Origin of the sequence: Candidatus Enterococcus wittei (assembly GCF_002140175.1) — a bacterium.
Lineage (GTDB): Bacteria > Bacillota > Bacilli > Lactobacillales > Enterococcaceae > Enterococcus_B > Enterococcus_B wittei.
The window spans coordinates 337,954-350,582 of the sequence record NZ_NGMO01000003.1; the positions used below are offsets into that span (position 1 = coordinate 337,954).

A 12,629-nucleotide genomic window follows, 5' to 3' on the forward strand; every position below is an offset into this window, starting at 1 on the left:
TACTTCAAGTGATAATGAAGTTATTTTTGTTGGTGGTTTTTATCGTATCCACAAGACTGGTACAGGTTTTGAGACTGAATCGATTATATTGACAACAACTCCCAATGATTCGGTAGCTCCTATCCATGATCGTATGCCATTAATCATTGTAAAAGAGCAGGTCAAAGAATGGATCACAAACTTGGATTTTGCAAGGAACTATCTTAAATTTGAAATGCCTGAACTAGAACGAGCTGAAGTCAAAAAATAAGAAAAACAAATTCCTATTCAAAGATAGCTGACTAGAAATTGAATTTGTTTTAAAAGAATCTAAAACAATACCAAATATATTAACTTTTTCATAATTCCTTTTTTGTTTTCAAGTTATCTGTTATATTAAGAGAGCACTTGAAGAATAAAGGAGTAGACAATGAATATATTTAATAGCCATGACTATTGCTCATGTACCAATACTAAAAACATCCATACAGAATTCAGTGATCAAGGCAGCCTTAGTATTTGCGACCACTGTCACAAATTAATTGAGGGATCTGTCAGATCATTTGAATCTTATAAAATCGAATCACCACAATTACAGCCAAAAACAGTCTGATACTTTAAGTTGTAAGTGAATGACTTCTGAATAGTAAAGAGCGTGAAACAAAAGTATTAGTTACTCTTGTTTCACGCTCAAAATACGTATAAACAGCGGAATCAGAAGCAAATCCTTCGAAAATAAGCCGAAATTTACAAAAATTTGAAAATTAATTTTCGTGAATTCCTTCTTATTTCTCGAAGTTAACCACTTGTTCCAGACTCTTTTTTTAGACTTGGTTTCCGACTTTTCGCTTTTCGTTTAATGATGTGAGTAAAGAAAACTCTTATTGTTTGTGAGACACAGTACTATCAAAAAGTATCACGCTAGTTTTCAGTGAGCAGCTACCAAAACGTGAGTAGTTGAAATCTAGTGATCATCATCTTCCTCTACTTTTCAAAGCTGAATCTTTCCTTCATACGTTCTAAAGGATCAACCTAAGTACTGTCCTTTTGCATGCCTATTATCCGTGAAATAACTACCTGCTTTTTGATCTTCTAATTCTTTTAATTTTTCTTGGATTTGTTGGATCACTTTTTGAGCATCCTCTGGTTTTTCTACAAAATCAAAGATATCCCCATCAATTTGGATCTTAGGGCAAACATCGAATTCTTCATACCATTGATTATAGCGCTGATTCAATGCTTCATAATAGCTGTATAACGTCTCGTCACTTTCTAATTGTTCATAGTCACGTCCACGTTTTTTGATACGTTCCAACATTGTGTCCAACGATACTTTGATATGGACCATTAAGTCGGGACGTTTTTTAGGTGCAACATCATCTAATTCATTGAGCATCGTGTCCAATAAGTTATCATATTGTTGGACTTCAATATCTGTCACACGACCCAAATCTGCATTTAAATGAAATAACAAACTATCTTCATAAATAGAACGATCCAAAACATTATCATCACTGACTAACGCATTTTTCATTGCTAAAAAGCGTTTATTCAAAAAGAAAATTTGCAGTAAGAATGCATATTGCTCTGGGTTAGAATAAAATAAAGGCAATACTTCATTATCTTCGACATTTTCATAAAATGGTTTTGAATCGATTTCTTTTGCCAACATATCCGTTAAACTACTTTTACCTGCGCCAATTGTTCCTGAGATTAATATCACTGACATACAATCCTTCCTCTTCTATAGATACTTTCCTTGATATTTTTTTATCGGTAATGATTGAAAATCATATATCCGAACTTCTTCGATCGATTTTAAATAGCTGTGCAAGCTTTGGGTAATCATCAAATTGGTGGGAACAGACTCTTCTTGAAAAACGATCAGCGGTTTTTCCATCATTGTCGCTGCACCTAATTCATAAGCAGTTCCCGGATCGATTGTTTGATGCTCGTAATCAAGGATAGCCACCACGATATCCGCTGCTAATAGTTCAGCCATATCCCTTTCATATACTTCTTGCGCCCAGCCAGCACTGAACATCTCATACTTACTTTCTTGATGATGCCTTGGTGAATAGACTTTTGTTGCTGTATTGTTCTTAGCTAACGCTTCTTCGATTCGACTGATCCGCTCAATCTGCTCTTCAGAAAAAAATGGCCCTGCCAAATAGATTCGACTCATTATTCAGCCTCCTTACATAAAAGCATTTCTTTGTCCACCTGTGACCGTAACGTGTTCACCAGCACCAAAGGATTATTGGAAAAAAAGAGTTGGTCCAACCATTTACTGTCCATAAATCCTTCTTTTGTAAACGTTCCGATCAAAGTTCTCAAACCTGAATAATAGCCACCAATATCTAAAATACCAATGGGTTTATCAGGGATCAGTCCGATTGCCATCCATGAGAGTAGTTGGGAAAACTCTTCTAAAGTACCCAATCCTCCCGGAAAGACCAATGCGGCATCTCCTTTTTCAAAAAGCAAAGTTTTACGTTCATCAATGGTCTCTGTGGAGATAAATGTCGTGAGATCTGTTTTCGGACATTCTTCACGAAAAAGCCCTACAGGATAAATACCTGTCACTTTCCCGTTATTTTCAAGCACAGTTTGACTAAAAATCCCCATGATTCCACTATCTGATCCGCCATATACTAGCTCAATTTCTTCTTGAGCCATATATTTACCTAACATTTGGGCGATAAATTTATAACTTTCCTTATTACCAAATCGTGAACCACAAAAAACTGTAAGTTTCAAAAAAAAACACATCCTCATGCATAAATCTATCTTAATTCTACGCTTGTTTTTTTAAAATAAAAGACTAGATTTTGTTAGTTTTTAGTGGTAGACAAAATAAAATCCATAACATATATCAATAACGAAGAATGGTTGAAATAGCTTTTGCCTTTACTTATATATATTTGTTATGTTTCATAGAAAAACAGGACTATTTATTCAGGATAGACCTGACCAAATGAAAAAAGACGAATGAGCATTCAACACCTGACCTGCCTTAGCAAAAAAACGACTATTGCTGTCTTCCTCACTAATCGTCCTCGGGTGTAAGTGTCGGACAAAAAAAGAGGATCAGACGTGTTGTCCAATCCTTTTTCGGCATAGAAAATAAAACGCATTCAATATTATTCATTTTTATCGACAAAAAGCTAGATTTCTTCTTTAAGATTCGATACAATGAACACGGTCGATGGTTTCCATTGACTATGGCAAACTTGATTGGTCACGGTGATGACTATTCAAGCCCTCAATTTTTAGCTGCCACTAGAAATTGGGGGGCCTTTTTTATTTGGTCGGTTCTATCTGCCATTTATATTACTGATTCCTTCACAGGTAGTCAAGCAAATCCAAAAAACTACATAAAACTGTACCATTTTTATCCCATTTTTTTGTATGGCTCTCCTATACTTTTTAGCGGTTCAAATCAATAGCGGGATTCATTAGTAATTGATTGACTTGTTTTCTTGTAGTCAAAGGGACATCTCCTTGAATCGTATGAGCTAATCGAGCATTCCCTAGAGCAAAAAGAATTGTTTGTTCCAGTGTCCAATTCTCTGCATAGCCCAATAAAATACCAGCTGCAAAGGCATCTCCTGTACCAATACGATCTAAACTATCTAGCGTATAAGCAGGAGTTTCAACGAATGCTTTTGGTGTTAACAAATAGCCACTTAACTGTTTTTTATCCTCAACTGTCTGTCGGTTCGTCCCAGTGAACCATTCGATTCCATAATGTGTCAAAACTTCTTGGAAGGATTCTACTGTCACTGCTTTAGACGTATCCACTGGCCACTCCAACAGCTCGGTCAAATCTCGAATCGACCCAAATAAAATCGTACAATAAGGTAAGATCTCCTCGTAGCGTTGTTTTAACACTGCTCTTTTTCTAGGTTCACGATTCAGACTGGGGCGAAAATTAAAATCAAAGCAAACTTTTTTTCCTTGATGGTATGCTTTTTTAGCTACAGCTATGGCTACTTCTGCGCAATGATCTGTCAAACTTAAACTGATCCCGCATATATGCACTAGATCAACCGTAGCCACAAACTCCTCAAGTTGATAATCTTCGATATTTGATAAGCCAAAAGAACTGTATTTTCGATTTTGATACGTAATTTCTGTTGGACGAACACCATGACCCATCTCTGCAAAATAGGTTCCAATATGTTGCTCTTGTTGAATCACATAGGTCGTATCGATACCTAAGCTTCTTAGATTAGCTAATGCGGCATCTCCTAGTCGATTTTCAGGCAATGCAGTCAACAAGTAACTTGCTATACCAAAATGAGCTAAATTCCCTACTAAATTGACCCCAGTTCCTGTGTAGGCCACTCGCAAGGTATGTGTCTGTTCAAGCATCAAATATTCAGGAGGTGTTAATCGCAACATGACTTCACCAAATGCACCGATTTTCATATTAGTCTCCTTGTTTCATCAATTTATTCATTATCTGTAATAGCTTGTTGACATCTTTTGGTTTCGTATCCCCGGTAGTCGGGTCAATAATTGAGCTATAGACATGAGGAATCACTTTTTTGACACCAGCTTCTAGTGCGATTTGAAGGATTTCTTCAAAATTTTCTAAATCGATACCGCCAGTAGGTTCCAAATAAAAATCAGTTCTTGCACAAGCTTGCGCTACTGCTTCATATTCTTTCATGTGTGCTAAACCTTTCATCGGAAAATATTTGATCGAACTCCCCCCCATATCTTGGAGCAAACGAATGGCTGTCTCGATCGTCACAACCCCTGCTGGTGCTTGAGAACTCAATGGTCCCGTAGCAATATTCACATAACCTTCTTTACCTGTTGGGGATACTAATCCATTGACGACTGTTTCAGATTGTCCTAAGACAGTTCTAGTAGCACCTACACCAGTGAATACTTGATTGACATGTTGAGGTTGCAGTTTTTGGGCTAATCGGGTCACCATTTGACTTTGCTTTGGATCACCAGCTCCTAAGCCGATAGACAAAGCATTATTCGTTGCTTCTTGATAGTGTTCCATCGCATCAATTGCTTCTTCATCATCTGTATAATTCTTTGAAAGTACACCTAATAAAACGTGTCCTTCTGCTGCTTCATAACATTCTTTGGCATTTTGTACAGAATTTGCTAAGACATTTAAACAAACTCGATCGTTTAAGTAATTTGGGATCAATGACATGATGTTGACTCCTTTGTCTGTAGGATTTCTTTGAGACGTTGCATGATTTTTTTCATTTCTTGCTGATTGACAGAACGAATATCAAATTCGATGATTCCGTTATTTGCTTGATATTCTCTCGTATAGATCACTGGAGATTTTTCTTTGAGTTGGGCAATCACTTCTTTGGCTGAAACTTGCATCAGTTGGACGCTTGCGCGATAGATGTCTCTTCCTGCTGGATCTTGGACGATGGTCGCTTCCAAGAACGGTAGTGTATTCAATTGTTGGACAAATGGCTCCAGACGTTTCTTCATAGAAGCACCTGATTCACTCCCCTCAGCTAAATAATCTTCCACAGCTTGGACAAATCCTAATACATTTTCTTTGCCGATTTTCATGGAACGACCAATCCCTTTTGATTGAAGACGAACCCACGAAACAAAGGGATCTTTCCCAATGACCATTCCTGCACTTGGTCCTTCGATTGCTTTGGCACCAGAGTAAATCACTAAGTCAGCTCCTAAATCCGTGTATTTCATTAGATCTTCTTCAGCAGCTGCATCGATGATCATCGGCAATTGGTGCTGATGGGCAATTTCAATTGCTTCTGCAATACTCAACATACTTTTTTGGACAGTATGATGGCTTTTGATATATAAGATCCCGGCTGTCCGTTCTGTAATCATCATCTCTAAATGAGCTGCTGTACATTGATTTGCATATCCAGCTTCAACGACACATCCGCCACCTTGTCGGATCATTAATTCCACAGGTACACCATAATCCACGTTATGACCTTTGGGCAAAATAATTTCATTTCTAGTGATGGTTTGATCATAGGGATGATACAGATGATGTAGTGAACCTTTCCCGATGACTGCTGCAACCGATTGGGCAATCCCTGCTGAAGCACAAGAGACGATCTGCACATCTTCTACTTCTAGAAGTTTTGCTAAGTAAGCCCCAGTTTGTTCCATCAATTTTTCCATTTCAAAAAAATGTTCGCCACCAAATCGTTGCGCTTTTAAAACAGATTCACTAAGTGTTGATACTCCTAAAATAGTCATTCGCCCTGATGCATTGATGACTTCATTTAATTTGAATTTCTCATAGCTTACACTCATGTCTCACACCTCCAATAATCACACTCACAGGCTTCAAGTGTTGAATGGACTCCCTTTGATTTCCATTAGAATCCGTGAGTACTCTTTTTTGTTCATGGATTTCAAAAATCGTAAAATCTGCATCAAATCCTTTTTTCACTTGACCTTTCGCTTTCAAATGGAAATGTTTTGCTGGAGCATTCGTTACTTTTTCCAAAATTTCTATCCATGAATACCCCACTATATGCATTTTTTCCATTGTTGTGGCTAAATCATAGACAGGGCCGTTCTCTCGATTTCTAATATAGATATCGGTACTGATGGAATCAGCGATGATCCCTGCTTGAAGTGCTTTTTCGGCAACATGAAAATTAAAACTATCTGTCCCATGACCGATATCAAAAACCACTCCTTTGGCTTTTGCTTTTTTTACAAAAGGTTTGATTTCCTGAGTGACAGGATCTAAAATGCCATTGCCTTTGCCATTAAAACAATGAGTCAACACATCGCCCTTTTCCATAACTGCTAGAATATCTACTAACTGAGGAGGCGCCGAACCAATATGGACCATCAATGGTAGCTCTTGATTTTCTTTTTGACACTTTTTAGCTAATTGAAGGGGAGTAATATCGTTCTTTCCAACAACTGTTTGACTCATTCTCGCTTTCAACCCGATAATAAAATCCGAAAACTCTTTGATTTTTTGTTCAATAAGTGTCAATTGGATCTTTGATAAATCAGCTAATTCATCTTGCTTGATGATCCCTTTTTTAGATATATTTACTAAGGCGAAGACATTCGTTGTGGCTTTCTTAGCATATTCATAGAAATCACTGATATTTTCAGCACCCGTACTTCCTGCATCAATCACTGTCGTCACCCCCATATCTACTCCGATCCGATCAGGGTAATCATAATATAACGACATTTTTTCAAAACAGTGTACATGGTCATCAATCCAACCAGCAGATAAATACTGACCATCCTTCAAACTCAGTTCTTCTCTCCCCAACCCTTCGATCGTTGGAACAACTAACTGAATCTTACCAGTAGTTACCCCGATATCCATTGTTTCTCCTGTTATAAAACGTGCATTTCTGATTACTAAATCATACATCATAACGCCTACTTTTCTATAAATTTAAATTTAGACCATGGTTGGATAAATGGGAGGAGTAACTTCTCTTGTGAGATAATCGATCCAATTTTGTTTTTTCTAATATCTCTATGAGGTTCTAACACAAGTTGCAGTTCATTTTTATATTTCCCGAAAAGATTATTTCCAATGACTATATCACCTATTTGGAATTCCTGATCATTATCGTGCGGTACGTTTGTCTCTGAATGGTATTTTTTACGCACTTCTGTCGAACGAATCACTTGATTTGTAATATCTCCTCTTCGTACATGTTGCTCATTTAAGACGATCTGTCGTTCGATTTCATTTGTTTGAGGAAGAAACTCAACGTTGAATACTGTTTGATAACGATTTATTCGTCCTAAGATCCGCAGCTCATCTTCTGAGGCATATGCATTGCCAATGATCACATCATCAATGAGATTTGTAGCAAACAAATGTTTTGCCGCAGTTTCCACTGGCAGATGACGATGCATCTCTAAGGTCGGTAATCCATCATTGATGTCCCATGGCCCAATTTTTCCGACTTGCGAGGTGACAAATGCAGCTGTCCTGATTCCATGTTGTTTAAAGCGTTGACTACAAGATTTGAAAAAATCATAAGGCAAGCCAGTTCCTGATTGAGGATAAAAATTGTGACAGCCATAGAGAAAAGGGGTATTTGCTTGATGGCTGAGAATATTTTCTAGATACGCCACATCATTGCTCATATTTAACTCAATGGCTAAATCGTAGGGATTGTAAGTCAGTAGCGCTTCTTTTCTTCCATCAAATCCTAGATCCAAACGAATTCCATCAGCCCCGAGTTCATCGAAATAACTCAGATCATCGTAAGAAATACCTAATTGTTCAAAAATAGCCGGTGAAACATCCAAAATCGTTTCAAACCCCAATGAAGTGGCAAAAGTAATCAGTGTTTGAAACTTTTGCTTTACCGCTTTTGGTTCTTTTGTAACTTCTAACATACTCATAAAAATTCGAGTGAACCCATATTTGTGTGCCAATTCAAGGTAGGCACAGTCCTTTTCTTGATCACTATGATCCGGATAAAGAGAGACTCCCACTGAACGTTTCATTTTTCTCCTGCTTTCTTTTTATTTAGCTTTCTTCTGACACGACAGATTTTATGATCGTTTCATTTTCTGAATTTTCTTCTTCTGCTTTTTCACGAGCAAGTTGTTGTTTTTCAAATACTTTGAAGAAGGGATAATAGATTGCTAGTGTGATCAAAAAGTTAACTACTACTAATACGCCAGCAGCGATGCTCCAATTGGTACTCATCCATGCAGCCAGTGGCGCAGGCATCGCAAAAGGCAACCTTGCTACCATCATAGGTATCACCCCACTAACAGTCAAAATATAAGATAACGTTGTGGTCACTAACGGAGCCAAAATAAAAGGGATCCCTAAGACTGGATTCATGACGACTGGTGCACCAAAAATCATCGGTTCATTGATATTGAATAATCCTGGTAAGAAAGATAGCCTCCCCAAACTTTTCAGATATTTTGATTTAGAGAACATGAACAAGACCACCAAAGCAAGTGTAGTACCGGCTCCACCAATCCAGACAAACCATTGTAAAAACTGTTCAGTAAAAATATTGGGCATCTCATGAACACTGGCACCTGCATTGAAGGCATCGATATTTTCTGCAATTGAAATGTCCCAAAATGGTCGAATCACCGGCCCCATGATCGCGGGTCCATGAATGCCTAAGACCCAGAAGAAACAAATCAAAAAGACAGTCAAAAGTCCGCCAAACAAACTATTTCCTGCAAGTACGCCCTTTAACGGCATCAACAATTGGCTTAAAAATCCGTTCAAGTCAAACCCTAGCAAGTGACGGATAAGCCAAAAAAAGATCAAAATAACTGCTCCAGGGATCAACGCAACAAATGAATTCGTCACTTCAGGGGGTACACCTTCTGGCATCTTTATGGTGATTTTTTTGACAATAAAGAAGCGATAGATTTCCACAGAAACAATCGCCGTAACGATTGCACCAAACAATGAGCCTGATCCTAGATTAGCAATATTGATATATCGACCAGCAGTAATCCCTTCCAGATCTTCCAAGACTTGGGTGGGTGGCGCTGCCACGATCAGAAAGGACATCAAAGCTAAGATACCTGCAGTCAATGAATCTAAGCGGTAACTCTTTGCCAAAGATGAAGCAATCCCAAAAGTTGCGTACAACGCTAAAATCCCTACAGTATAACGAAATGGAATATCTAAGATCGCCCGATAAGGTTCAATGGCAGTTGCTACTGAGGCAATTGGGATATTTAATAAAATCGTGAAGAATGAGCCAACGATCGTCAACGGCATCGTTGCAATGATTCCTTTTCGTATTGCAGTCATATGTCGTTGTGAACCAATGCGATTCGCAACCGGCATAATCTTTTTTTCAATTAATGCTACCAGCTTTTCCATGTCTTATTTCCTCCTCAACCAAACATTATAATGTTTAACCAAAAGATAACATACCAACAATCCTTTGTAAACACTTTCATAAAAATCAGCAGGAATTATTGATTGAACGGATAAAAAAGCAGCCAATCTCACTAAAAGGATCTTGACTGCTTCTTTTCTAAAACTAGCATACGTGTCCTCTCCAACTTTCAAACAAAAGTCTAGTTAGACAACATTTATATTTTATTATTTGGCATAAAGATGCTATGTTATGAATCATTATGTTTCATAATCGATATGGTAAGGGTGTAAGTCTGTATGGTAGATGGCTTCAGAATATTCAATGATTTCATTCAAATGATTAGTGGACTGACGAACTCGTTTCATCCCAATTTCAGCAGTTGTTTGAAACATTGCTTTTTCTTCTTCACTTAAAAATACAGCAGAAAAGTCATCTGAAAATGAATCAATGACATGCCCATTTTGTGTCAATAATCGATACAATGATTCTTCTTCAAACTCTTTTCGTTGAAACTTGCTCATATCTTCTGGCAAGTAATGCACAAAATAAATATAAGGTTGCTCATTCAAATAATAAAGTCGTTTGAAACAAACAGTATATGGACCAACTAAGGAATGTAGAGGATCTTCTTTTTTTACCGCGATTTTATCTAGTGTAATTATTTCTTTACGAACTTTATACTGTGAATCTTTTAGAATCTGTGTAAAACTTGCTGCTTTAGATAAACGATTATAAGGACGGTTACTTAAAACAGTTGTTCCTCGCCCACTCTTTTTTTCTACATATTCGTCAGCAGCTAATAATTCGATTGCTTTTCGGACAGTAATTTTGCTTACTTGGAAAATTTTTTCCAATTCATTTTCCGTTGGTAACATTGTTCCTACAGGATATTTTCCTAAAAAAATATCTTCTTTGATTTTATCTGCAACTTCTAAGTAAAGTACACGCGTTCTTTTCATAGTTTCACCTTTCACCATTGTATTAATAAAAGAATAACACATTATACTAAAAAAAAGAATCGAAATATCTTTAGAAGATTGACCTATACAAAAATGTTGAAACGTTAAATTATAAACTTAAGTACTTACGAAATAAGCCAATGAATCCGAAAATATACCTTCATATCCTCGTGATTCTTCGGCTTATTATTTAGTCTAATCAATCAATAACATCATTCATTCGTTTTTATGAACCCTTATTGTTGGTATTCCAATCTTATTTCATTTTGGTTTTAACTATGATTATCCCAGGATTAAAATAACAATGGATGTTTTTAAATCTTCTTCCCTAACTATTTCCCCCTAAATAATTGCCGTTAAAACCATATAGAATAACATAGTGGCATGTTTTTATAGTTTTTCACCATTTGTAGCGATCACTTCTTTGTACCAGTCGAATGATTTTTTCTTCGAACGGTTCAATGTACCATGGCCTTCATCGTCTAGATCCACATAAATGAACCCGTAGCGTTTACTCATTTCTCCCGTTGATGCACTGACTAAATCAATACAGCCCCATGGTGTGTACCCAAGAAGATCGACTCCATCTTCCACAGCCTCCCCCATCGCTTCGATATGTGAGCGAAGATAATCAATACGATAGTCATCATTGATCGAGCCATCATTTTCCACTTCGTCGATAGCACCTAACCCATTTTCAACGATGAATAACGGTTTTTCATAACGGTTATATAATTCATTCAAAGCAATCCTTAACCCTTGGGGATCGATTTGCCAACCCCATTCACTTGCTTCAAGAAATGGATTTTTAACTCCTCCTAACAAGTTCCCAGCAGAAGTTGCCACTTCAGAATCGGTCTCATTGACAGCAGAAGACATATAATAACTAAAGCCAATATAATCAACAGGATATTCCTTTAGTAATTGGATATCTTCTTCTGTTTGTTCTAGTTCTTCTACAGAAACACCATATTTTTTATACGTACGAGCCGTATAGGCAGGATACTCTCCTCGAACTTGAACATCTGTACAAAAGAAATTGAATTCTTGATTTTGGATCAACGTAGCTACTTGGTTCACTGGATTGGCATCGATACTATAGGTGGTAGCATAAATGATCATGCAGCCAACTTGGATATCAGAACGTAATTCATGGGCGATTTTTACAGCTTTACTGCTCGCCACAAATTGATTATGCCAAGCTTGAAAGATGTTTTGATAGTCACTTGCCCCATTACTTTTTACTAACCCTTGGCTAAGCGCAGGAAAGTGGAAGGCAGAGTTGATCTCATTGAAGGTCATCCAATATTTGACTTTTTGGTTATAACGTTCCAATACGGTACGAGCAAAACGTTCATAAAAATCAATCAGTTGCCGATTTTTCCAGCCGCCGTATTCTTTTGCTAAATGAAGTGGCATTTCATAATGGGAAATCGTGATCACTGGTTCAATCTCATGTTGCAAACAGGTATCGATCAATTCTTCATAAAAAGCTAAACCAGCTTCATTCGGTGTTTGCTCGTCTCCTTTAGGAAAAATACGTGTCCAGGCAATAGAGAAGCGGTAGCATTTGAAGCCCATCTCTGCAAATAATGCAATGTCTTCTTTGAAACGATCGTAATGTTCGATGCCCCGATGATTTGGATAGATATAATGTTCCTCATCAATGGTCCAATCAAACTCCTCACTTCCGATGATGTCGAAACGTTGCTTGCCTCCTGGCATCGCATCAGCCACAGATAATCCTTTGCCGTCACGATCGTAAGCACCTTCTAGTTGATTTGCTGCTGTTGCGCCACCCCATAAAAAATCTTTTGAAAAACGTGTAGTCATAACTGATTCCTCC

General features: G+C 37.5%; 12 protein-coding genes. 1 reads left to right on the top strand and 11 read right to left on the bottom strand.

Features of this window, described 5'->3' with window-relative positions; translation table 11 throughout:
* Positions 1–250, top strand: a 250-nt coding sequence (locus A5844_RS09405) for an SOS response-associated peptidase family protein (protein WP_256924546.1), incomplete at its 5' end; no start/stop codon positions are given.
* Positions 251–1,006: 756 nt separating this feature from the next.
* Here A5844_RS09405 and A5844_RS09415 read toward each other — a convergent pair.
* The 11 genes from A5844_RS09415 to A5844_RS09465 all read right to left on the bottom strand — a co-directional run bounded on the left by A5844_RS09415 (position 1,007) and on the right by A5844_RS09465 (position 12,616).
* Positions 1,007–1,708, bottom strand: a complete 702-nt coding sequence (locus tag A5844_RS09415) for a deoxynucleoside kinase (protein WP_086284928.1) — start codon at positions 1,706–1,708, stop codon at positions 1,007–1,009.
* Between the two features lie 15 nt (positions 1,709–1,723).
* Positions 1,724–2,164, bottom strand: coding sequence for a nucleoside 2-deoxyribosyltransferase (locus tag A5844_RS09420; RefSeq protein WP_086284929.1), 441 nt, complete (start codon positions 2,162–2,164; stop codon positions 1,724–1,726).
* Entirely contained in the window at positions 2,164–2,739 is a 576-nt protein-coding gene (locus tag A5844_RS09425; RefSeq protein ID WP_086284930.1) for an LOG family protein, read from the bottom strand. Before A5844_RS09425 ends, A5844_RS09420 begins: the two co-directional genes overlap by 1 nt.
* A gap of 669 nt (positions 2,740–3,408) precedes the next feature.
* On the bottom strand, positions 3,409–4,413 hold the full coding sequence (locus A5844_RS09430; protein ID WP_086284931.1) for a sugar kinase: 1,005 nt from the start codon (positions 4,411–4,413) through the stop codon (positions 3,409–3,411).
* Between the two features lies 1 nt (position 4,414).
* Positions 4,415–5,164 (bottom strand): 2-dehydro-3-deoxy-phosphogluconate aldolase, encoded by a 750-nt coding sequence (gene dagF, locus A5844_RS09435; protein WP_086284932.1) that lies wholly within the window; start codon positions 5,162–5,164, stop codon positions 4,415–4,417.
* Positions 5,155–6,270, bottom strand: coding sequence for a DgaE family pyridoxal phosphate-dependent ammonia lyase (locus A5844_RS09440; RefSeq protein ID WP_086284933.1), 1,116 nt, complete (start codon positions 6,268–6,270; stop codon positions 5,155–5,157). Before A5844_RS09440 ends, dagF begins: the two co-directional genes overlap by 10 nt.
* Positions 6,254–7,366, bottom strand: a complete 1,113-nt coding sequence (locus tag A5844_RS09445) for an amidohydrolase/deacetylase family metallohydrolase (RefSeq protein WP_086284934.1) — start codon at positions 7,364–7,366, stop codon at positions 6,254–6,256. Before A5844_RS09445 ends, A5844_RS09440 begins: the two co-directional genes overlap by 17 nt.
* Before the next feature lie 8 nt (positions 7,367–7,374).
* On the bottom strand, positions 7,375–8,463 hold the full coding sequence (locus A5844_RS09450) for a DUF871 domain-containing protein (protein ID WP_086284935.1): 1,089 nt from the start codon (positions 8,461–8,463) through the stop codon (positions 7,375–7,377).
* 22 nt (positions 8,464–8,485) lie between these two features.
* Positions 8,486–9,823: a PTS sugar transporter subunit IIC gene (locus tag A5844_RS09455; RefSeq protein WP_086284936.1), complete on the bottom strand. Its 1,338-nt coding sequence runs from the start codon at positions 9,821–9,823 to the stop codon at positions 8,486–8,488.
* A gap of 258 nt (positions 9,824–10,081) precedes the next feature.
* Positions 10,082–10,783 (bottom strand): GntR family transcriptional regulator, encoded by a 702-nt coding sequence (locus A5844_RS09460; protein ID WP_086284937.1) that lies wholly within the window; start codon positions 10,781–10,783, stop codon positions 10,082–10,084.
* 390 nt (positions 10,784–11,173) lie between these two features.
* A complete protein-coding gene (locus A5844_RS09465) occupies positions 11,174–12,616 on the bottom strand; it encodes a glycoside hydrolase family 1 protein (RefSeq protein WP_086284938.1) in 1,443 nt (480 codons plus the stop codon).
* Between the last annotated feature and the right edge of the window lie 13 nt (positions 12,617–12,629).

Excerpts from the sequence above, each read along its gene's own strand:
- A5844_RS09420 (WP_086284929.1), bottom strand. The coding sequence starts at position 2,164 with ATGAGTCGAATCTATTTGGCAGGGCCATTTTTTTCTGAAGAGCAGATT.
- A5844_RS09465 (WP_086284938.1), bottom strand. The coding sequence starts at position 12,616 with ATGACTACACGTTTTTCAAAAGATTTTTTATGGGGTGGCGCAACAGCA.
- A5844_RS09430 (WP_086284931.1), bottom strand. The coding sequence starts at position 4,413 with ATGAAAATCGGTGCATTTGGTGAAGTCATGTTGCGATTAACACCTCCT.
- A5844_RS09440 (WP_086284933.1), bottom strand. The coding sequence starts at position 6,270 with ATGAGTGTAAGCTATGAGAAATTCAAATTAAATGAAGTCATCAATGCA.
- A5844_RS09445 (WP_086284934.1), bottom strand. The coding sequence starts at position 7,366 with ATGTATGATTTAGTAATCAGAAATGCACGTTTTATAACAGGAGAAACA.
- A5844_RS09455 (WP_086284936.1), bottom strand. The coding sequence starts at position 9,823 with ATGGAAAAGCTGGTAGCATTAATTGAAAAAAAGATTATGCCGGTTGCG.
- A5844_RS09415 (WP_086284928.1), bottom strand. The coding sequence starts at position 1,708 with ATGTCAGTGATATTAATCTCAGGAACAATTGGCGCAGGTAAAAGTAGT.
- A5844_RS09450 (WP_086284935.1), bottom strand. The coding sequence starts at position 8,463 with ATGAAACGTTCAGTGGGAGTCTCTCTTTATCCGGATCATAGTGATCAA.
- A5844_RS09460 (WP_086284937.1), bottom strand. The coding sequence starts at position 10,783 with ATGAAAAGAACGCGTGTACTTTACTTAGAAGTTGCAGATAAAATCAAA.
- dagF (WP_086284932.1), bottom strand. The coding sequence starts at position 5,164 with ATGTCATTGATCCCAAATTACTTAAACGATCGAGTTTGTTTAAATGTC.